The sequence below is a fragment of the Burkholderia sp. NLJ2 genome (assembly GCF_049487195.1).
Taxonomy (GTDB): domain Bacteria; phylum Pseudomonadota; class Gammaproteobacteria; order Burkholderiales; family Burkholderiaceae; genus Burkholderia; species Burkholderia pyrrocinia.
In genome coordinates this window covers 1,814,108-1,834,734 of record NZ_CP137810.1, presented here as the reverse complement: position 1 = coordinate 1,834,734, position 20,627 = coordinate 1,814,108, and the positions used below count along the sequence as shown (strand labels likewise).

General features: G+C 60.7%; 20 protein-coding genes and 2 pseudogenes. 16 read left to right on the top strand and 6 right to left on the bottom strand.

What is annotated here, in order from left to right; genetic code table 11:
• The first annotated feature begins 80 nt into the window (after window positions 1-80).
• Entirely contained in the window at window positions 81-1,910 is a 1,830-nt protein-coding gene (locus R9B84_RS30585; protein WP_423761198.1) for a hypothetical protein, read from the top strand.
• A gap of 166 nt (window positions 1,911-2,076) precedes the next feature.
• The gene (locus R9B84_RS30580) at window positions 2,077-2,490 is read left to right on the top strand and encodes a hypothetical protein (RefSeq protein ID WP_423761197.1); all 414 of its coding nucleotides are present in this window, start codon (window positions 2,077-2,079) and stop codon (window positions 2,488-2,490) included.
• A 243-nt stretch (window positions 2,491-2,733) separates the two neighbouring features.
• Here R9B84_RS30580 and R9B84_RS30575 read toward each other — a convergent pair whose 3' ends face one another.
• The 3 genes from R9B84_RS30575 to R9B84_RS30565 form a co-directional block, all read right to left on the bottom strand.
• Window positions 2,734-3,975, bottom strand: a complete 1,242-nt coding sequence (locus R9B84_RS30575) for an amidohydrolase family protein (RefSeq protein ID WP_423761196.1) — start codon at window positions 3,973-3,975, stop codon at window positions 2,734-2,736.
• 12 nt (window positions 3,976-3,987) lie between these two features.
• Window positions 3,988-5,304 carry an MFS transporter gene (locus R9B84_RS30570; protein WP_423761195.1) on the bottom strand — a complete coding sequence of 439 codons (1,317 nt, stop codon included), beginning with the start codon at window positions 5,302-5,304 and terminating at the stop codon, window positions 3,988-3,990.
• Between the two features lie 123 nt (window positions 5,305-5,427).
• A complete protein-coding gene (locus tag R9B84_RS30565; RefSeq protein WP_423761194.1) occupies window positions 5,428-6,339 on the bottom strand; it encodes a LysR substrate-binding domain-containing protein in 912 nt (303 codons plus the stop codon).
• A gap of 251 nt (window positions 6,340-6,590) precedes the next feature.
• On the opposite strand from R9B84_RS30565, the gene R9B84_RS30560 reads away from it, so the two are divergent.
• The 4 genes and pseudogenes from R9B84_RS30560 (at window position 6,591) to R9B84_RS30545 (ending at window position 9,659) form a co-directional block, all read left to right on the top strand.
• Window positions 6,591-7,538: a hypothetical protein gene (locus R9B84_RS30560; RefSeq protein ID WP_423761193.1), complete on the top strand. Its 948-nt coding sequence runs from the start codon at window positions 6,591-6,593 to the stop codon at window positions 7,536-7,538.
• Between the two features lie 162 nt (window positions 7,539-7,700).
• On the top strand, window positions 7,701-8,111 hold the full coding sequence (locus R9B84_RS30555) for a TIGR02594 family protein (RefSeq protein ID WP_423761192.1): 411 nt from the start codon (window positions 7,701-7,703) through the stop codon (window positions 8,109-8,111).
• Window positions 8,112-8,256: 145 nt separating this feature from the next.
• Window positions 8,257-8,889: pseudogene (yfcF, locus tag R9B84_RS30550) on the top strand (glutathione transferase).
• Window positions 8,890-9,036: 147 nt separating this feature from the next.
• Window positions 9,037-9,659: pseudogene (locus R9B84_RS30545) on the top strand (LysE family transporter).
• A 203-nt stretch (window positions 9,660-9,862) separates the two neighbouring features.
• On the opposite strand, the gene R9B84_RS30540 reads toward R9B84_RS30545, so the two are convergent.
• From R9B84_RS30540 to R9B84_RS30530, 3 genes are read right to left on the bottom strand one after another with little or no spacing between them, the layout of a single operon-like run.
• Window positions 9,863-10,987, bottom strand: a complete 1,125-nt coding sequence (locus R9B84_RS30540) for a DUF2827 domain-containing protein (protein WP_423761191.1) — start codon at window positions 10,985-10,987, stop codon at window positions 9,863-9,865.
• Window positions 10,981-12,126 carry a DUF2827 family protein gene (locus tag R9B84_RS30535; protein WP_423761190.1) on the bottom strand — a complete coding sequence of 382 codons (1,146 nt, stop codon included), beginning with the start codon at window positions 12,124-12,126 and terminating at the stop codon, window positions 10,981-10,983. Before R9B84_RS30535 ends, R9B84_RS30540 begins: the two co-directional genes overlap by 7 nt.
• A 29-nt stretch (window positions 12,127-12,155) precedes the next feature.
• The gene (locus tag R9B84_RS30530; RefSeq protein WP_423763515.1) at window positions 12,156-12,692 is read right to left on the bottom strand and encodes a YadA family autotransporter adhesin; all 537 of its coding nucleotides are present in this window, start codon (window positions 12,690-12,692) and stop codon (window positions 12,156-12,158) included.
• Between the two features lie 34 nt (window positions 12,693-12,726).
• Here R9B84_RS30530 and R9B84_RS30525 point away from each other — a divergent pair, with 34 nt between their 5' ends.
• The 10 genes from R9B84_RS30525 (at window position 12,727) to R9B84_RS30480 (ending at window position 20,625) form a co-directional block, all read left to right on the top strand.
• On the top strand, window positions 12,727-13,011 hold the full coding sequence (locus R9B84_RS30525; protein ID WP_423761189.1) for a hypothetical protein: 285 nt from the start codon (window positions 12,727-12,729) through the stop codon (window positions 13,009-13,011).
• Between the two features lie 21 nt (window positions 13,012-13,032).
• Window positions 13,033-14,124 (top strand): hypothetical protein, encoded by a 1,092-nt coding sequence (locus tag R9B84_RS30520; protein WP_423761188.1) that lies wholly within the window; start codon window positions 13,033-13,035, stop codon window positions 14,122-14,124.
• A 126-nt stretch (window positions 14,125-14,250) separates the two neighbouring features.
• Window positions 14,251-14,397 (top strand): hypothetical protein, encoded by a 147-nt coding sequence (locus tag R9B84_RS30515; protein ID WP_423761187.1) that lies wholly within the window; start codon window positions 14,251-14,253, stop codon window positions 14,395-14,397.
• A 24-nt stretch (window positions 14,398-14,421) separates the two neighbouring features.
• Entirely contained in the window at window positions 14,422-15,759 is a 1,338-nt protein-coding gene (locus R9B84_RS30510; protein ID WP_423761186.1) for a hypothetical protein, read from the top strand.
• Between the two features lie 9 nt (window positions 15,760-15,768).
• A complete protein-coding gene (locus R9B84_RS30505) occupies window positions 15,769-18,705 on the top strand; it encodes a hypothetical protein (protein ID WP_423761185.1) in 2,937 nt (978 codons plus the stop codon).
• Window positions 18,706-18,714: 9 nt separating this feature from the next.
• Window positions 18,715-19,089, top strand: a complete 375-nt coding sequence (locus R9B84_RS30500) for a hypothetical protein (protein ID WP_423761184.1) — start codon at window positions 18,715-18,717, stop codon at window positions 19,087-19,089.
• Window positions 19,090-19,098: 9 nt separating this feature from the next.
• Window positions 19,099-19,857 carry a hypothetical protein gene (locus tag R9B84_RS30495; RefSeq protein ID WP_423761183.1) on the top strand — a complete coding sequence of 253 codons (759 nt, stop codon included), beginning with the start codon at window positions 19,099-19,101 and terminating at the stop codon, window positions 19,855-19,857.
• 3 nt (window positions 19,858-19,860) lie between these two features.
• Window positions 19,861-20,241 carry a hypothetical protein gene (locus R9B84_RS30490; protein WP_423761182.1) on the top strand — a complete coding sequence of 127 codons (381 nt, stop codon included), beginning with the start codon at window positions 19,861-19,863 and terminating at the stop codon, window positions 20,239-20,241.
• 54 nt (window positions 20,242-20,295) lie between these two features.
• On the top strand, window positions 20,296-20,433 hold the full coding sequence (locus tag R9B84_RS30485; protein WP_318654723.1) for a hypothetical protein: 138 nt from the start codon (window positions 20,296-20,298) through the stop codon (window positions 20,431-20,433).
• A 3-nt stretch (window positions 20,434-20,436) separates the two neighbouring features.
• The gene (locus R9B84_RS30480; RefSeq protein ID WP_423761181.1) at window positions 20,437-20,625 is read left to right on the top strand and encodes a hypothetical protein; all 189 of its coding nucleotides are present in this window, start codon (window positions 20,437-20,439) and stop codon (window positions 20,623-20,625) included.
• Window positions 20,626-20,627: the final 2 nt, after the last annotated feature.

Genomic DNA, 20,627 nt, shown 5'->3' with positions numbered 1-20,627 from the left:
CCAGGAAGACGACGGAGATTGTTCCATTCTCGCCGACGGTAACTTTCTTGCATGGTCCGATCGGGAAAGGCAAGTCATCGGTGGCTCGCCTGATTGATTTCTGCCTGGGGGGCTCCGTCGAGCGCACGCCCGCGATCCAACGAGAATTTATCTCTGCCGACCTACTCATCTCTCTTGGCACTCGCAACTGTATCTTTGAACGCGCAACTGACTCCTCCCGCGTCCAGGTGACGTGGGAAGATGCCGAAGGCAACATTGAATCGCTCAACGCACCACTTGAGCCAGAGGATTCGCCGCTGCTTGAAGGGACCGAAGTCTTCAATTTGAGCGACCTAATTTTTCACCTCTGTGACGTGACACCGATCAAGGTGCGACGAAGCTCCCGAGATCCTGAATCACCTCTGATTCGATTGAGTTTCCGAGACCTGATGTGGTACTGCTATCTCGACCAAACTCATCTGGACTCGTCGTTCTTCCGTCTCGAAGACGCATTCCGTGGTAGAAAAAGTCAAGATGCGATGCGCTTCTTCACCGGACTGCACTCCGAGCGTCTGAGTCAGTTGGACGCCTTGCTGATGAAGAAAATGGATGCACAGCGCGGCAAGCGTGAAGCTGTACTGCAGATTCGCGCCTTCATGTCGCAGTTTGGTTGGGACTCCGACCTGAACATCAGCGGTCAGATCTCGGAAGTCAACGGTAATCTTCGCGCTGCAGAAGCACAACGTGCGACGCTCGAAAAGACGCGAGTGGCGGAGATCCATCCGACAGATACGCTCCGCAAAAAGCTCAGAAGAATGGGATGGGAAATTGCTGAGCTTGCTCAAGCCATCGCTGAATCGGAGCAACCGGTCGGAGAGCAGAAATCTCTGCGAGCCGAGTTGATTACGGCAAAAATTAAGGCAGATCGCACCCAACAGGCTTCGGAGATTTTAGGCGGCGTGAGCTACCATCGATGCCCTCAATGCGGCACCGACGTTGAACATCGTACCCCGCCGAGCGCAGATCATTGCCACCTCTGCTGCAGTGACACGCGCGAGCTCACGGAAGTGCACTCAGCCCTTGAAGTGGAGGCTTTCAAAAGAGATTTGAACGATCGGATCGACCAGATCGCCGAGTCAATCACTCGTCGCACCCGCGAAATAGATCGATCTCTCAGGGATCTCGCCAGGCGACAGGAAGAAAAGTCGTCCCTTGATCGGCAACTTCAAGCCGAGCTCACGCGCTATGACTCGGCGTATGTCGAAAGCATTCGAGACATCGATCGACGCATCGCGACGCTCAGGGAGCGCAGCCTGTCCTTGCAGAAACTGCAGAAGATGCCGGAAGCCATTGATGCTCTCGAAATTGAGGCTGGAGCACTACAGGGTGAAATTGACAACCTGAGAAGCGCAATCGATGAAGAGCGCACGAGACTGAAGGCTGCGGACGACAACATCGCCAAGATTGCGGAGGAATTCAAGCGAATTCTAATCGCAGTGTCGTTCCCCGGGATCTATCCAGACGACTACGTCGTAATCAACCCTAGGAACTGGAGCCCGGTCGTCGTGAACAAAGATCTGGAGTGGGGATTCTGGGACACGGGCAGCGGGGGGAAGAAAACAGCGTTCAACGTGTGTTACGCCCTGGCCGTTCACTCCGCCGCTCGTCAGCTCGGCTTGCCGGTACCAGGCTTCTTGGTCATTGATAGCCCAACGAAGAACATCGACAACGAAGAAAACCCGGATTTGGTGCGCGCTCTGTACGACGAGATCTATCAACTTGCTACAGAGCAAGAAGACCGGCCAATGCAATTCCTTCTGATCGACTCACACCTTGTTGAGCCCCAAGATGAGATTCCGGACTTCATTGAACGGCGCATGGCGGGTGAGCCCGATGCGCCGAGTTTGATCTCGTACTACGACGGCCCGTGATGTCAGGTCTCGATGAAGCGACGTACGCCCTATACCTAACGGCCAATCCCCCTCATTTCCCCATTTCTGAGATGCCAGCCCGACTACACTGGTCATGAAGCCATGCTTCTCGCCATCGGACGTCAAACTCAGTCCTCCCCGCCCCGATGGTCGAAAGAAAGCCGTCTTGCCCAACAAGACGCAGCGAAGGGAGAAGAGAGAAGGAAAATCCACGGCAACAAAAAGCGCGGGCCGCATGGGCGGCAACCCATACGACCCGCTAACCACCACCAACTCACACCAGGAGTCGGAAATGGCTAACGCCTATAGTAAGTCACGTCCCAAGAAGCTCAAACGGTATCCCAAGGTTGAGCTAACCCTCGGCAACAAGCCCGATGTCCCCCAGGAAGGCCAGCCGTACATGCCATGGATGCACGCCGTCGACGCGCATTTCGAGATGTTCGGATTCAAACCGGGGGATCACGTCTATCTCGAGTTCAATTTCGATCTCCGCAAGGTCACCATCACGCCTGACCACAGCGCGCTGAACTGGCGAGAGCAGCCCTACGGTCAGGCTGCCCAGAAAGACGAAGCGGAATAAACAGCAAGGGCCGCTTTGCGCGGCCCTTGTGGGTGCATTCCAAGCTTTGCATGAACGTGACTGACTGCCGGGGCGCAACTGCCCCGGCCATGGCCTCGCACGATGCGAATCGCGCTCACAACCACCTTCAACAACTGTCACGACCGCAAGGCCCGTGAGGCCGCGCCGCGCGTGTCGAAACGATCGGATGCATCCGGATTCAAGCGACGACCTGAATGCCCGCGTGCATGCGCAAACGACGCATCAACGTCCGCCGTCCCGCGCCTTCACGATCCGCCCGCGCTGCAGCACATAGGCGACGTGCTCGCCTTTACCGGCCACGACGCCGATATCGGCGAGCGGGTTTCCGTCGAGCACGACCATGTCGGCAATCGCACCGGCGGCCACGACGCCCAGTTGCCCCGTCATATTCACAATCTCCGCCGCTACCGTCGTCGCCGACCTGAGCGCTTCCAGATTCCCGAGCACTTCCGCCCGAATCCGAAACTCGCCGCACTGAAACGCGTGCATCTCGCCAAGCAGATCCGACCCGAACCCCATCTTCACGCCGGCCTTCGCATAGATCTCCAGCGACTCGCGTCCTTTCTGCTGCACGGAAGCCACCTTCGCAACGGAGTCCGCCGGCATCCCGAACTCCGCCCCATGTTTGGCAAGCGCGTCATAAGTAACAAGCGTAGGCACCACAAACGCCCCATGCTCATGCATGAGCTTCGCGGCCGCCTCGTCCACGAGATTCCCGTGCTCGATCGTCCGCACGCCACATCGCACGGCCCGCGCAATCGCCCGCCCCGTATACGCGTGCGCCATCACGTAGGTATTCGCAGCCTCGGCCTCATCGACGATGGCCCGAATCTCGTCCTCCGAATACTGCGTGTTAGCAATCGGATCGGTTGGCGAAGCAACCCCACCAGAAGCCATGATCTTGATTTGCGTAGCGCCTTTCTGAATCTCTTCACGCACGGCGAGCCGCACACCTTCAACGCCATCCACCACCCGAGCAATCGCCCCCGTCCGAAAGCAACAAGAGCAGGGCTCCAGCAAATCCCCTCGGGGCCGAAAGTCCCCATGTCCGCCGGTCTGCGACAACGCCTTCCCCGACGGAAAAATCCTCGGCCCTGAAACCAGCCCCGTCTCGACCGCCTGCATCAAACTCCAATCCGCGCCCCCCGCATCCCGCACACTCGTAAACCCACGCGACAACATCGCATCGAGAATCGGCAATGACCGAATCGCCGCGAGAATATTCGGCTGCGTCGCATTGGCACCAAGATTCGCATTCGAAGCCAGCACATGCACGTGGCAATCGATGAACCCCGGCATCACGGTCTTGCCGCGCACATCGACCACCCGGGCATTCGGCAAATCCACCGGCCGGTCAGTAACTTCGACAATCCGCTCGCCTTCGATCACGACATGATGATGTTCGAGCAACACGCCCCGTTCGAGGTCGAGAACGTTGCCGCCTTGAAGCACGGTAATGGTCATGGGGAAATTTCCTTATCGAGTCATGGAGGCAGCACGCTTCGCATCCTTCACGAAGCGCGTCCCGACGAAACTGACTGCCGCCGCGAGGATCACGTAGAAGGCCGGCGCCATGTTGCTGCCCGTGCGAGCGATGAGCCAAGTAATCAGGAACGGCGCGAACCCGCCAAAGATCGTCACCGCGAAGTTGTACGCAACGGAAAGCCCCGTCGACAGCACCTTGGTCGGAAACAACTCCGCGAATGCCGCGAGGATCGGCCCCGTATAGGTCGCAATCAGCACGCCGAACACGGCCTGGAACACGATCAGCGACGTGAACCCGGGCGCATGGTTGATCCACGCGAACATCGGCCAAGCAAGCACGAGGATCGCGAGCGCCGAGCCGGACAGGAACACGCGCCGTCCCCACGCGTCGGCGAGCCTGCCGACGATCGGCGAGCAGCACATGATCATCAGCCCGCCGACCATGCCGGCCGCGAAGCCCGTCGACTGCGGCAGATGCAGCGTGCGCACGGAATAAGTCGGCATGTAGAAGAGCAGCACGTAGGTGCACACGGTCCAAAGAATGACCATCGAAAAGCTCGCGAACGTCTCGCGCGGGTAGGTGGACAGCACTTCCTTCAGCGGCGAGCTTTCCTTCGCCTGCGCTTCGACGGCGCTGAACGCGGGCGTCTCGTCGATATGGCTGCGGATGAAGTAACCGACCGGCCCGACGATGATCCCGAGCAGGAACGGCAGCCTCCAGCCCCAGCTATGCAGCGCCTGCGTATCGAGCGACGTCGTGACGAACGTACCGGTCGCAGCACCGAGCAACACCGCGAAACCGATGCTCGACTGGATCCAGCTCGAGTAATACGCGCGCTTCTCCGGCGGCGCGTATTCGGTGAGGAACGCTGTTGCGCCGCCCATCTCGCCGCCGGCCGAGAAGCCTTGCAGCAGCCGCGCGACGACGATCAACAGCGGCGCGGCGATGCCGGCCTGTTCGTAGGTCGGCGCGATCCCGATGAGTGCGGTGCCGGCTGCCATCAGCAGGATGGTGAGCGACAGCGCGGCCTTGCGTCCGACCTTGTCGGCATAGACGCCGAGTACGATGCCGCCCACAGGCCGCATGAAGAAGCCGACGCCGAACGTCGCGACGGTGAGCAGCACGGACGTCAGTTCGTTGCCTGTCGGGAAGAACAGCTTCGCGATGATTACCGCGAAGAAGCTGTAGACGGTGAAGTCGAACCATTCGAGGCCGTTGCCGATCACGGTCGCGACGATGGCGCGGCGGCGCTGCTGCACCGCCGCATCGATGGAAGGCGCGGCGCGCGGGGAAAGCGTTCCTTGCATGGTCTCTTCCTTTGTCAGAAGACGGGACGGCTGCCCCGCGTGAATCCCATGCTAAGGACAGCCGGGTTTTTTTCTGAAACGAAAGATTCGCATGCACGCATGCGCTGCGCGCATGCATCGCGCTCAGGGCGCGGTCTGCTTCTCCGCCTGTTCGAACAGCCAGCGCGTGAACAGGCGTGCGGCCTGGTTCTGCGCGCGGTCGTTGGGCGAGATCACGTAATAGCCGCCGCCGTGGCTCGCGGACGCTTCCGTCACGCGCACGAGCAGCCCGGCCTCGATACATGCGTCGATCATGTAGCGCCAGCCGAGCGACACGCCCTGGCCGAGAATGGTCATCTGCACGATCTGCGGATAGGAGTTGATCGTGATGTCCTGCGGCTGCGCCTTCTGCCGGTCGACGTCGTTCATGACGAACCATTCGGACCAAGACATCCATTGGCGCTGCCCGTCCTCGAGGCGCAATAGCGTCTCGTTCGCGAGATCGGTCGCGTCGAGCGTACGACCGGCCAGATAGCCGGGCGCGCAGACGGGAAACACTTCCTCGTCGAACAGCCGGCGCGCGGTGTATTCGGCCGGCGCTTGCTGGCGCACGTAGTAGACGCCGACGTCGAATTCCGCAGGTGACATCGACGCGAGACCATCGCGTACGATCAGACGCAGCTTGATGTTCGGATACGCGGTGCGAAAGTCCGGCAGGCGCGGTGTGAGCCACAGGAGCGCGACACCGGACGAGCACGCGATCGTCAGTTCGAGATCGCCGTACGGTTTCATCACGTCGTGCGTGGCTTCCGCGCATTGCGTGAGCAGGTGGTGCACCTGCGCCGCGTATTGCTCGCCGGCGATCGTCAGCCGCAGTGAACGGTGTTCGCGAACGAACAGCGAGCGGCCGAGGAATTCCTCGAGCTGCTGGATCTGGCGGCTGATCGCGCTTTGGGTGAGATGCAGTTCGGCGGCGGCTTTCGTGAAGCTCGCGTGCCGCACGGCGGCTTCGAACGCGACGAGGCACTGAAGAGGCGGCAGGGGCGTGATGCGCATGGCGGGCAGGGAGTCGATGGCGCTGCCGACATGATACGGGTGGATCGAAAGGAAATGACAAGGCGGGGAAGGGTATGGCCAGTCGACGCATTCATGCGAAGATTGAACGCAACGCGCGCTCGAAGTGCGTCTGGACGTGAGACTGCTTTACCGCATGACGGCGACAATTCGGCAGGTTCGAATTATCCAAACAAGGCCGAAGAGCATCCAATTTATGCAGAGAAGCTCGAGGGGATTGCCAGGGAGGGAAAATGATTGCCAGGTTTGTTTTTGGGATGTTTCTTGTATTGTCGTTGATGGAAAATTCAATGGCTGGTGATTACGCGGCCCCTGGTTTGGTGGTGTGTGATGGTAGCGTAAAAACAATTAATTGCCCGATCCGATTGGATGGAGATGGATTTTTCGTCGATAGTGCTAGTGATGCACGATTGTCTTCTGAGCCGAATTTACGGCGGACTTTGAGTGATGCGACGCTTTATGGAAGCATGACAAGTCTGATTCTGGAGTACGGTAACGTATCGTCGTCAAAGAACTGGACGATTTTGATTTTCTCTTACATTAATGGTGTAATGCGTGCAAGAAATTACATCTCGCTGTCGAGAGCAACTCTGTTTAATGGCGAGCGTTGGGTCGGGCAAAGTTGTCGTGGCAATGTTGTGTTGAACGAAGGGCGGGAAATTCTGGAAAATGCTTTCGAAGCCTTGTGTGATGGGAAAATAAATAATAAATCTCCAGATTCACCTGACACAGTGGCAACCAGAGTTGCAAATCAGGCTGGTCTTGTTGTAACGGTGCCGGCATACGATGCGGGCACTAAAGATTGGTCAGAAGCAACCTATGCGTTTCCTTCCGGTAGCGGACCTGATGCAAGGACATTACTTTGTCTTTCCGGATGCAAGATCGATGTGGCATATCAGTATTTGGGTGGGTGGATCGGTAATAATTTCTGGATTAGCGCTTCCTTTCCAGAAGATCGGGATGGAAGAGTCGATGGTAGTTACATGTATCTCAAGAATGAAACGCTGATCGCTGTTAAGGGTTCGATAAGAAATGGCAGAATGAATTTAACGGAGTACTTGGCGTCAGGAAATCAACCGGTTGCGACGTTCAAGGGAAAGACAGTTGACGATTCGTATGTTGGCACATGGACGTCAAAGAATAGAAAATATAACTTCTTCTTGGCAACGAAATTTTATTGATTGCCCTGTCATGATTGATCTCATTCGAGTCGGCGAGGGCACCGGCAACACTCGTCGCTATGTCGTATTCATGCGAAGATTGACCGCAAATCACACTCGCCCGAGAACGACGTGACCCTATCAAACTCTGAGAGCAAACCGAAAGCCGGCCATCCGCCGTGGATGTCCGTTGCCATGGCCGAACTCGGCATCCGGCGCCACCCGCCGGGCAGCATCAATCCGCGCATCGTCGAGTACAACAACCAGACGAACCTGGTCGGCTACGACGACAAAATCTCCTGGTGCTCGTCCTTCGTCAACTGGTGCATGACACACGCCGGCGTTCGCGGCACCGGTTCCGCACTCGCGCGCTCATGGCTCGAATGGGGCCGGCCGCTTGAGCGCCCGGTCTACGGCTGCATCGCGATCCTGACGCGCGACGATCCGGCAAGCTGGAAAGGGCACGTCGGTTTCTACCTGCGTCACGACGACGAACACGTGCATCTGTTCGGCGGCAACCAATTGGAAGAAGTGCGCGAACTCGCGTATCCGCTGAACGAAGTGATCGGATACCGCTGGCCCGACGCCGGCTGACCAAACCGCCGCAGCGCCAACAAAACTTCAAACACCGCCGTTCCCGCCGCTGCTAACCTGTCGCACACACCGCATTGATCCACCCGGAGCCCGTCGACGCACCCGACCCGCAGTCGCCGACCTCCGCACCCACAAGGAGCCAGCAGTGCAAACCGGTAATCTCCGTCTCTACGCGGATGCGCAATACACGAGCCCATACGCGATGTCGGTCTTCGTCGCCCTTGAGGAAAAAGCACTGCCGTACGAACTGGTGACCGTCGATCTCGGCAACCGCGCGCATTTCGCGCCCGACTATGCGGCGACGTCGCTGACGCAACGCGTGCCGACGCTCGTGCACGACGATTTCGCATTGTCGGAATCGTCGGCGATCACCGAGTATCTCGACGAGACATTCCCGGGCACGCGCCTCTATCCGGTCGATCTACGCTAGCGCGCGCGGGCGCGACAAGTGCAGGCGTGGCTACGCAGCGACCTGATGCCGATCCGCACGGAACGGTCGACCGAAGTGCTGTTCTACGGCCCGACGAGCGAACCGCTGTCGAACTTGGCGCAGGCTGCCGCGCAGAAGCTGTTTGCGGCCGCCGACAAATTGCTCGCGCCGGGCGTGGCAAACCTGTTCGGCGAGTGGAGCATTGCCGATCTCGATCTGGCGGTGATGCTGAACCGCCTGGTGCTGAATGACGATCCGGTGCCGCAACGCCTCGCCGACTATGCGCGTGCGCAGTGGGAGCGGCCGTCGGTGCAGCGTTGGGTGAAGTTGAAGCGGCCGCCGCTGTAATTCGAAGTTGCTAGGGGCGTGTCAGCAGCTCGAAAGCTTGCGCGATATGCCTGCACGTCGTACTTCCTGCCGTCCCGCATCCACGGAAAATCGGCATGTCAGATTAGATCGCCTTTCGTCCTTCACCTTGAATCCAACCGAATCGCCATGAGCTATCTTCCCCAACTCGCCGCAGTCGGCGGCGTGAAGTTGCTGGCTGCGTCAGCCCCGGCCCCGACCTGATCGCTGTTTCGTCCCATGCGCTCGGCAATCGCCGTGCGGGTCTGCTTGCTGCATTGGGCATCGCGTCGTCGCATGCAGCCTGGGCGGCGATGGCGATTTTCGGGCTCGGGCTGATCGTCGCGAAGCTCGCGTGGCTGTACGAGGCGATCCGCATCGCCGGTGCCGCGTACCTGATCTATCTCGGCATCAAGACGCTGTCGGGCCTGCGCCAGTCCGCGCAACAGGCCGAATCCGCAAGCCAGCCGGTTGTCCGTGGTGGCGTGCACGCATATCGGAAAGGGTTGCTGGTCGGCTTGACGAATCCGAAGGCTGCTGCGTTTTTCGGCAGTCTGTTCGTCACGCTGTTGCCCGCACACGCACCGGCGTGGGTGCATGGCGCGACGCTGGCCGTTGTCGTCGCTGTCTCGCTGACGTGGTTCTGCACGGTCGCCGTGCTGTTCTCGACGAACCGCGTGCAGATCGGCTACGCGAAACTGCGCAAGCCGATCGACGCGGTGATGGGGGCGATCCTGCTGGCGCTCGGCGCGAAGCTGGCGCTGGACCGGTAACGCAGCGAGAACCTGTCCGCATTTTTGTGGGCGAGGCCGGCATCGACGACGCGCCGCAGCAGGCATGGCGCGAGTCGAACCATCGGTGTTGCTTGGCAACGCGATCGACGATCGCTGGATCCACGCCGAGTGCCTTGCCGGCTTCGCGCAGTGCGCTGCGCGGCCGATAAATCGTCCGTCTCGAGCAAAAACTGAAGGTTTGATCACTGATAGAGTTCTGCGATCGCCGCGCTGTATTGCTCGACATTGCGCTCTGCATGCGGATCTAGCGTCTTCAAGAAACCACGCGCGGCACACCGGTAGTCGTCGAGCCGCCCATCGTGCTCTGCAAACGCTTGGCGTAGCGCCAAAGCGCCGTCCTGAGGGTCGAAGTCCGTATACCGGTATCCACTGTCCCCAAGCAGCGTCGAGTTGTGGATAAGCGGGTACCCGCCATACAGCGCCTCGTAGTACAGGTAATTCTGTCCATTCTCCCAATGGTGAGAAATGATCGCGTCAGCCTGCAGCGCCATGATTTCATACGTGGGAAAGCGCGCCTCGAATGAAGCAAGCCCGTGCCGCACGAGGTCGAGGCTCGTCGCGAATCCGACAAACAGCGGGTCGCTCTTCAGGTGAAACGAGTTATATACACGCAGCACCTCGATGATGTCGGGCGACTGACGATATGCGACATCCGCAAGCAGCATCGAAACGTGGCTGGTCTTCACCATGCATAGATTGGGTTCAAGGATGGCGAGGCGCCAGCGCGAGCGGCCGGGGGTATAGCCGAACGGCTGCGTCGGCGCACTCCGGCCGACTGCGCGTTCGAGGAGCACCGGACTCCAGAGATGCTGCATGGTTCGCACCGGGGCACGCAATGCTGCTTCGTAATAGGCAGAGCACGTTCTTTCAAAGGCAGGCAATGTCCAGATCATGTCGTATCCGGTACCGGAAACAAGCATGCCATGAGGGCGATTGAAGATCATGCGCTCGACATCGATTGCGTAATCGTTGGCCACGCGCATGCCGATGACACGCCCGCCGCGCGACCGGAAGTCTCGCGCCCACTGCGGGTCGAGCTGCGCGCTCAGCTCGATGATCACATCAAGCTGCGAGCGCGCCGTTTGCAGATCGATCACCTGCGCCGGCGCATCAGCCAGAAATTCTTGTGCATCCTCGGCACGACCATCGCCACCGTTGACCAGGAATACTGCCTCGACGAGCGGCGATTTCGCGAGCAGCATGGCCAGGAAGAAACAGTTCTGAAAGATCCCGTTTTCCCACATGGATTGCTGACCTGAACGCACGAAGAGCGTCACCCCTACCTTGAGCCCCCAACCATTCAACATGCCGCCCTCCGATCTCGTACGGATGTCAACCGCAACAAGCTGCGCGAATACGCAGTCTGATTCATCGTGTGAAGCGGGCTCAGCGCGGCCAGAAACTCGCTTGCGGAGCGCCGATAGGAATCGAAATTCTCATCGTGGTTTCGGGAAGCTTCAATGAGCCGACATGCGCCGCTCGGTATGTCCGCACCCGGATAGTAGTACCCTGCCGACCCCAGCCACTTCGAGTTATGGATCAACGGGTATCCGCCGTAAAGTGCATCCAGATAGAGCGTATTCTGATCTTGTTGCCACTGATGCGTGACAACGGCGTCGCCGAACTGGCTCATGTAGCCGGCGAAATCATGCCGTTGCTCGAAGCGGACTTTCCGGCGCTTCGTCAGGTCCAGGGAGTTGGCAAGATGCACGAACGTCGGATGATCTTTCATCTGAATCGTGTTGAGCAGATGCAGTTCGGCAATGGCATCTTCGTTCGCGCGAAAAGCTGCATCGCAGATCAGCATTGGAATACTGCATGTCTTGGTGACGGAGATATTCGGCTCCAATACCGCAGCCCTGAGTGCGCGAAACGTATATTCCTTGCGAGGTTGGGGACGATATCCGAATTCGACAGCATGGTCCCTGCGCAGCAATGTGGCGCGCCGCTCGAGAAATTCCGGTTCCCACAAATAGGGCACGTCGTACACCGGGCATCGGTAAAGGGATTCGAGCATTGGGTGAAAGCACCGGTCTCTCGGCAGGGTCCAGATTTCATCGCAGCGCTCAAAACGGGAGGAATAGCCCTCCTTGCCGAAGATCGTTGGCTCGATCAGGGCTGCATAGGGCTGTCCGCAGCAGTGGTAGACCACCTTCTTTCCCTTCGAGCGCAATTGGTCGAGCCAATTGACGTCGAGCCCGCCCGCCATTTCGATCGCCACGTCGATCAAGTCGGTTGTGTCTTGCGGCGCAATCAGCCGAAAGCCGGCACCGTCCGGCTCGACGTCATCGGGCAGGTGTGACTGATCGCCACAATTGAGCAGCAACACTTCTTCGACAAACGGCAACGTGCGCAACAAGCGGGCCAGATAGAACACGTTCTGGCCCAGGCCGTTTTCCCAGACGTTCTGGCCGGCATGCGTGAAAACCGAAATTCCGATTCGCATGATTGTTCACCCGAGTGCGTATGCGTGGCTTACCACTGGTAGGCTGCGCCAGCACCGTACGTATTACCGCCCGCACCATTGATTGCCACCCCTGCCTTGACCTTCAGGTTGTTCGTGATTCGAGCGGTAAAACCAAGGGCCATTGCCTGATATCCCTGGTAGCCGGCCGTACCTATGCCGAACGAGAGTGTCTTCCCGGGATCAACTTCAGGAATCATCGTCAGCGCGGCGGCACTGGCAATTCCGGAATAGGCCATCCTTGCCACCTGATTCACGTTCGACTGCACGGCTCCCAATTGCGACATGTTGACCGCGTCCGTCGGGTTCATCCCGGGCGCCACATTCGTAATCCTGCGCTCGTTGCCAGGCGAGCCCACCGACACCGTGTTCGCTTCGTTTGCGATTGAGCTCGCGCCTAGCGCGACCGAATTCTCCGCTGTTGCTACCGCTCCCGCGCCGAGCGCAACCGAGTTCGTCCCCGAGGCGAGCGCGTTGGTGCCCGCTGCCGTGGCGGAGCTGTTGACGACCTGTGCTGCGGCGCCTGTCGCGACCGGGTTTGCCGACATGCCCTGAACTGCTTGCGCGGCAACGACAGCCTTCGTGCTGGTCGAGAGCGAGGTCGAACTGGTAGACAGCGAAGCCGTCCCTGTCGATGGGGTGCTTTGCGCGGTACTGGCACTTGTCGAGGTCGATGTCGAGAGCGCGGTAGCAGTAGACGTACTCGTGCTTTGCATCGCGACTTTGCCGGACCCCTGGGAGTTTATCTGCGTGGACAGAGAGGCCAGCCCCGTCGACAGCGATGTCACCGTGGTACTCAACGCCGCCACCTTGCCGTTTGTTGTGTTCAAACCGGTCGAGAGAGACGCAACGCCGGTGAAGAGCTGAACCACGCTGGTCGATGTGGAGATGCTCAACGTCGACAGGCTGTTGTTGACCGCGTTCAGTTTGTTGAGCCAGGAGGCAATCGAGCCGGAATACGAGGTCGACAACGACGCCAGATTGCTGTTCGTCGTGTTCAGGCTCGTGGAGAGTGAAGTCACGCCGTTCGCCGCCGCGCTGATTCCGGTCGATGCCGATGTCGACAGGCTCGATACGTTGTTGTTGGTCGTGTTCAGACTCGTTGATAGTGAGTTGACCCTGCCGGTCGTCGTGTTCAAGCTCGTGGAAAGCGAGCCGACCGTGCTGTTCGTCGTGTTCAGGCCAGTCGACAGCGAGCTTACGCCGCTTTGCGCCGTGCTGATGCCGGCCGCGGTCGAGGTCGACAGGCTTGTCACTTTGCTGTTGGTCGTGTTCAGACCTGTCGACAGCGAGGTCACACCGCTTTGCGCCGTGCTGATGCCGGCCGCGGCCGTCGTCGACAGGCTCGCCACATTGCTGTTGGTGGTGTTCAGGCCCGTCGACAGGGAGGTCACGCCGCTTTGCGCCGTGCTGATGCCGGCGGCAGTCGAGGTCGACAGGCTTGTCACTTTGCTGTTGGTCGTGTTCAGACCTGTCGACAGGGAGGTCACGCCGCTTTGCGCCGTGCTGATACCGGCCGCGGCCGAAGTCGACAGGCTTGCGACGTTGCTGTTGGTTGTGGTCAGGCTCGTCGACAGGGAGGTCACGCCGCTTTGCGCCGTGCTGATGCCGGCGGCAGTCGAGGTCGACAGGCTTGTCACTTTGCTGTTGGTCGTGTTCAGACCTGTCGACAGCGAAGTCACGCCGCTTTGCGCCGTGCTGATACCGACCGCGGCCGAAGTCGACAGGCTTGCGACGTTGCTGTTGGTGGTGTTCAGGCCCGTCGACAGGGAGGTCACGCCGCTTTGCGCCGTGCTGATACCGGCCGCGGCCGAAGTCGACAGGCTTGCGACGTTGCTGTTGGTGGTGTTCAGGCCCGTCGACAGCGAGCTCACGCCGCTTTGTGCCGTGCTGATACCGGCCGCGGTCGAAGTCGACAGGCTCGCCACGTTGCTGTTGGTGGTGTTCAGGCCCGTCGACAACGAGGTCACGCCGCTTTGAGCCGTGCTGATGCCGGCCGCAGCCGAAGTCGACAGACTTGTCACGTTGCTGTTCGTCGCATTCACGCTAGTCGACAACGATCCGACGTCGGTCGACTCCTGAGTCGACAGTGCACTGAGGGTACTGTTGGTCGTGGTCAGGCTGGTCGACAGGGAGGCCACACCGCTTTGCGCCGTGCTGATACCGGCCGCAGCCGAGGTCGACAGGCTTGCCACGTTGCTGTTCGTCGTATTCACGCTGGTCGACAACGATCCGACGTCGGTCGACTCCTGAGTCGACAGTGCACTGAGGGTACTGTTGGTCGTGGTCAGGCTCGTCGACAGGGAGGTCACACCGCTTTGCGCCGTGCTGATGCCGGCCGCGGCCGAGGTCGACAGGCTTGCCACGTTGCTGTTCGTCGTATTCACGCTGGTCGACAACGAGCCCACATCGGTCGACTCCTGGGTCGACAGTGCACTGAGGGTACTGTTGGTCGTGGTCAGGCTTGTCGACAGGGAGGTCACGCCGCTTTGTGCCGTGCTGATGCCGGCCGCAGCCGAGGTCGACAGGCTTGCCACGTTGCTGTTCGTCGTATTCACGCTGGTCGACAACGATCCGACGTCGGTCGATTCCTGCGTCGACAGCGCACTGAGGGTACTGTTGGTCGTGGTCAGGCTGGTCGACAGGGAGGTCACCCCGCTTTGCGCCGTGCTGATGCCGGCCGCAGCCGAGGTCGACAGGCTTGCCACGTTGCTGTTCGTCGTATTCACGCTGGTCGACAGTGATCCCACGTCGGTCGATTCTTGGGTCGACAGTGCACTGAGGGTGCTATTGGTCGTGGTCAGGCTGGTCGACAGGGAGGTCACCCCGCTTTGCGCCGTGCTGATGCCGGCCGCAGCCGAGGTCGACAGGCTTGCCACGTTGCTGTTCGTCGTATTCACGCTGGTCGACAACGAGCCCACATCGGTCGATTCCTGCGTCGACAGCGCACTGAGGGTACTGTTGGTCGTGGTCAGGCTTGTCGACAGGGAGGTCACGCCGCTTTGTGCCGTGCTGATGCCGACCGCAGCCGAAGTCGACAGACTCGCCACGTTGCTGTTGGTGGTATTCACGCTGGTCGACAGCGATCCGACGTCGGTCGATTCCTGCGTCGACAGTGCCCCGAGGGTGCTGTTGGTCGTGGCCAGGCCCGTCGACAGGGAGGTCACACCGCTTTGTGCCGTGCTGATACCGGCCGCGGCCGACGTCGACAGGCTCGCCACATTGCTGTTGGTGGTGTTCAGGCCCGTCGACAGGGAGGTCACCCCGCTTTGCGCCGTGCTGATACCGGCCGCAGCCGAGGTCGACAGGCTTGCCACGTTGCTGTTCGTCGTATTCACGCTGGTCGACAACGATCCGACGTCGGTCGATTCCTGCGTCGACAGCGCACTGAGGGTACTGTTGGTCGTGGTCAGGCTGGTCGACAGGGAGGTCACACCGCTTTGTGCCGTGCTGATGCCGGCCGCGGCCGAGGTCGACAGGCTTGCCACGTCGCTGTTCGTCGCATTCAAGCTGGTCGACAACGAGCCCACATCGGTCGACTCCTGCGTCGACAGTGCCCCGAGGGTGCTGTTGGTCGTGTTCAGACCTGTCGACAGGGAGGTCACGCCGCTTTGAGCCGTGCTGATGCCGGCCGCAGCCGAAGTCGACAGACTTGTCACGTTGCTGTTTGTGGCGCTCAGGCCCGTCGACAACGAGCTGACGTTGCCGTTGGTCGTATTCAAGCTGGTCGACAGCGATCCCACGTCGGTCGATTCTTGGGTCGACAGTGCCCCGAGGGTGCTGTTGGTCGTGGCCAGGCCCGTCGACAGGGAGGTCACACCGCTTTGCGCCGTGCTGATGCCGGCCGCGGCCGAAGTCGACAGACTCGCCACGTTGCTGTTCGTCGCATTCACGCTAGTCGACAGCGATCCGACGTCGGTCGATTCCTGCGTCGACAGCGCACTGAGGGTGCTGTTGGTCGTGTTCAGACCTGTCGACAGCGAGCTCACGCCGCTTTGCGCCGTGCTGATACCGGCCGCAGCCGAAGTCGACAGACTTGTCACGTTGCTGTTCGTCGCATTTAAGCTGGTCGACAACGAGCCCACATCGGCCGACTCCTGGGTCGACAGTGCACCGAGGGTACTGTTGGTCGTGGTCAGGCTGGTCGACAGGGAGGTCACGCCGCTTTGTGCCGTGCTGATGCCGGCCGCAGCCGAGGTCGATAGGCTTGCCACGTTGCTGTTCGTGGTGTTCAGGCCCGTGGACAACGAGCTGACGTTGTCGTTGGTCGCATTCACGCTGGTCGACAGTGATCCCACGTCGGTCGATTCCTGCGTCGACAGTGCACTGAGGGTACTGTTGGTCGTGGTCAGGCTGGTCGACAACGAGCTCACGCCGCTTTGTGCCGTGCTGATGCCGGCCGCGGCCGACGTCGACAGGCTTGCCACGTTGCTGTTCGTCGCATTCACGCTAGTCGACAACGATCCGACGTCGGTCGACTCCTGCGTCGACAGCGCGCCGAGGGTGCTGTTGGTCGTGTTCAGACCTGTCGACAGCGAGCTCACGCCGCTTTGTGCCGTGCTGATGCCGGCCGCAGCCGACGTCGACAGGCTTGCCACGTTGTTGTTCGTGGCGTTCAGGCCCGTGGACAATGAGCTGACGTTGTCGTTGGTCGCATTCACGCTGGTCGACAGCGATCCGACGTCGGTCGACTCCTGGGTCGACAGTGCACTGAGGGTACTGTTGGTCGTGGTCAGGCTGGTCGACAGGGAGGTCACACCGCTTTGCGCCGTGCTGATGCCGGCCGCGGCCGAAGTCGACAGACTCGCCACGTTGCTGTTCGTCGCATTCACGCTAGTCGACAGCGATCCGACGTCGGTCGATTCCTGCGTCGACAGCGCACTGAGGGTGCTGTTGGTCGTGTTCAGACCTGTCGACAGCGAGCTCACGCCGCTTTGCGCCGTGCTGATGCCGGCCGCAGCCGACGTCGACAGGCTTGCCACGTTGCTGTTCGTGGTGTTCAGGCCCGTGGACAACGAGCTGACGTTGTCGTTGGTCGCATTCACGCTGGTCGACAGCGATCCGACGTCGGTCGACTCCTGCGTCGACAGCGCACTGAGGGTACTGTTGGTCGTGGTCAGGCTTGTCGACAGGGAGGTCACACCGCTTTGCGCCGTGCTGATACCGGCCGCAGCCGAGGTCGACAGGCTTGCCACGTTGCTGTTCGTCGTATTCACGCTGGTCGACAGCGATCCGACGTCGGTCGATTCCTGCGTCGACAGTGCCCCGAGGGTGCTGTTGGTCGTGGCCAGGCCCGTCGACAGGGAGGTCACCCCGCTTTGTGCCGTGCTGATGCCGGCCGCAGCCGAGGTCGACAGGCTTGCCACGTTGCTGTTCGTCGTATTCACGCTGGTCGACAGTGATCCCACGTCGGTCGATTCCTGCGTCGACAGTGCACTGAGGGTACTGTTGGTCGTGGTCAGGCTGGTCGACAGGGAGGTCACACCGCTTTGCGCCGTGCTGATACCGGCCGCAGCCGAAGTCGACAGACTTGTCACGTTGCTGTTCGTCGCATTCACGCTGGTCGACAACGAGCCCACATCGGCCGACTCCTGGGTCGACAGTGCACCGAGGGTACTGTTGGTCGTGTTCAGGCTCGTTGACAGGGAGGTCACACCGCTTTGCGCCGTGCTGATGCCGGCCGCGGCCGAAGTCGACAGACTCGCCACGTTGCTGTTCGTCGCATTCACGCTAGTCGACAGCGATCCGACGTCGGTCGATTCCTGCGTCGACAGCGCACTGAGGGTGCTGTTGGTCGTGTTCAGACCTGTCGACAGCGAGCTCACGCCGCTTTGTGCCGTGCTGATGCCGGCCGCAGCCGACGTCGACAGGCTTGCCACGTTGCTGTTCGTGGTGTTCAGGCCCGTGGACAACGAGCTGACGTTGTCGTTGGTCGCATTCACGCTGGTCGACAGCGATCCGACGTCGGTCGACTCCTGCGTCGACAGCGCACTGAGGGTACTGTTGGTCGTGGTCAGGCTTGTCGACAGGGAGGTCACACCGCTTTGCGCCGTGCTGATGCCGGCCGCGGCCGAGGTCGACAGGCTTGCCACGTTGCTGTTCGTCGTATTCACGCTGGTCGACAACGAGCCCACATCGGTCGACTCCTGGGTCGACAGTGCACTGAGGGTACTGTTGGTCGTGGTCAGGCTGGTCGACAGGGAGGTCACACCGCTTTGCGCCGTGCTGATACCGGCCGCAGCCGAGGTCGACAGGCTTGCCACGTTGCTGTTCGTCGTATTCACGCTGGTCGACAACGATCCGACGTCGGTCGATTCCTGCGTCGACAGCGCACTGAGGGTACTGTTGGTCGTGGTCAGGCTGGTCGACAGGGAGGTCACACCGCTTTGTGCCGTGCTGATGCCGGCCGCGGCCGAGGTCGACAGGCTTGCCACGTCGCTGTTCGTCGCATTCAAGCTGGTCGACAACGAGCCCACATCGGTCGACTCCTGCGTCGACAGTGCCCCGAGGGTGCTGTTGGTCGTGTTCAGACCTGTCGACAGGGAGGTCACGCCGCTTTGAGCCGTGCTGATGCCGGCCGCAGCCGAAGTCGACAGACTTGTCACGTTGCTGTTTGTGGCGCTCAGGCCCGTCGACAACGAGCTGACGTTGCCGTTGGTCGTATTCAAGCTGGTCGACAGCGATCCCACGTCGGTCGATTCTTGGGTCGACAGTGCCCCGAGGGTGCTGTTGGTCGTGGCCAGGCCCGTCGACAGGGAGGTCACACCGCTTTGCGCCGTGCTGATGCCGGCCGCGGCCGAAGTCGACAGACTCGCCACGTTGCTGTTCGTCGCATTCACGCTGGTCGACAGCGATCCGACGTCGGTCGACTCCTGCGTCGACAGCGCGCCGAGGGTGCTGTTGGTCGTGGTCAGGCTCGTCGACAGGGAGGTCACGCCGCTTTGAGCCGTGCTGATGCCGACCGCAGCCGAAGTCGACAGACTCGCCACGTTGCTGTTGGTGGTATTCACGCTGGTCGACAACGAGCCCACATCGGTCGACTCCTGCGTCGACAGTGCCCCGAGGGTGCTGTTGGTCGTGGTCAGGCTGGTCGACAGGGAGGCCACACCGCTTTGCGCCGTGCTGATACCGGCCGCTGCCGAAGTCGACAGACTCGTCACGTTGTTGTTCGTGGCGTTCAGGCCCGTCGACAACGAGCTGACGTTGCCGTTGGTCGTATTCAAGCTGGTCGACAACGATCCGACATCGGTCGACTCCTGCGTCGACAGCGCACCGACGGTGCTGTTGGTGGTGTTCAGACCTGTCGACAGCGAGCTCACGCCGCTTTGCGCCGTGCTGATGCCGGCGGCAGCCGAAGTCGACAGGCTCGCCACGTTGTTGTTGGTGGTGTTCAGGCCCGTCGACAACGAGCTGACGTTGCCGTTGGTCGCATTCAAGCTGGTCGACAACGATCCGACGTCGGTCGATTCCTGGGTCGACAGTGCCCCGAGGGTGCTGTTGGTCGTGGTCAGGCCCGTCGACAGGGAGGTCACGCCGCTATGTGCCGTGCTGATGCCGGCCGCGGCCGAGGTCGACAGGCTTGCCACGTTGCTGTTCGTCGTATTCACGCTGGTCGACAGCGATCCGACGTCGGTCGACTCCTGTGTCGACAGCGCACCGAGGGTGCTGTTGGTCGTGGTCAGGCTCGTCGACAGCGAGCTCACGCCGCTCTGAGCCGTGTTGATCCCCGTCGAGCTCGAAGTCGACAGGCTCGCCACGTTGCTGTTGGTGGTGTTCAGGCCCGTCGACAACGAGATCACGCCGCTTTGTGCCGTGCTGATGCCGGCCGCAGCCGAGGTCGACAGGCTCGCCACGTTGCTGTTGGTGGTGTTCAGGCCCGTCGACAACGAGGTCACGCCGCTTTGCGCCGTGCCGATCCCCGTCGAGGTCGAAGTCGACAGGCTCGTCACGTTGCCGTTGGTGGTGTTCAGGCCCGTCGACAGGGAGGTCACACCGCTTTGTGCCGTGCTGATCCCCGTCGAGGTCGAAGTCGACAGGCTCGTCACCTTTCCGTTCGCCGTGCTCAAGCCCGTCGACAGCGAGCTCACGCCGCTCTGAGCCGTACTGATCCCCGTCGAGCTCGAAGTCGACAGGCTCGCCGCGTTACTGTTCGTGGTGTTCAGGCCCGTCGACAACGAACTCACGCCGCTTTGCGCCGTGCTGATCCCCGTCGAAGTCGAAGTCGACAGGCTCGTCACGTTACTGTTCGTGGTGTTCAGGCCCGTCGACAGCGAGCTCACGCCGCTCTGAGCCGTGCTGATCCCCGTCGAGGTCGAAGTCGACAGACTCGTCACGTTGCTGTTGGTGGTGTTCAGACCCGTCGACAACGAGCTCACGCTGCTTTGCGCCGTGCTGATCCCCGTCGCGGTCGAAGTCGACAGGCTCGTCACGTTGCTGTTCGTGGTGTTCAGGCCCGTCGACAGCGAGCTCACGCCGCTCTGAGC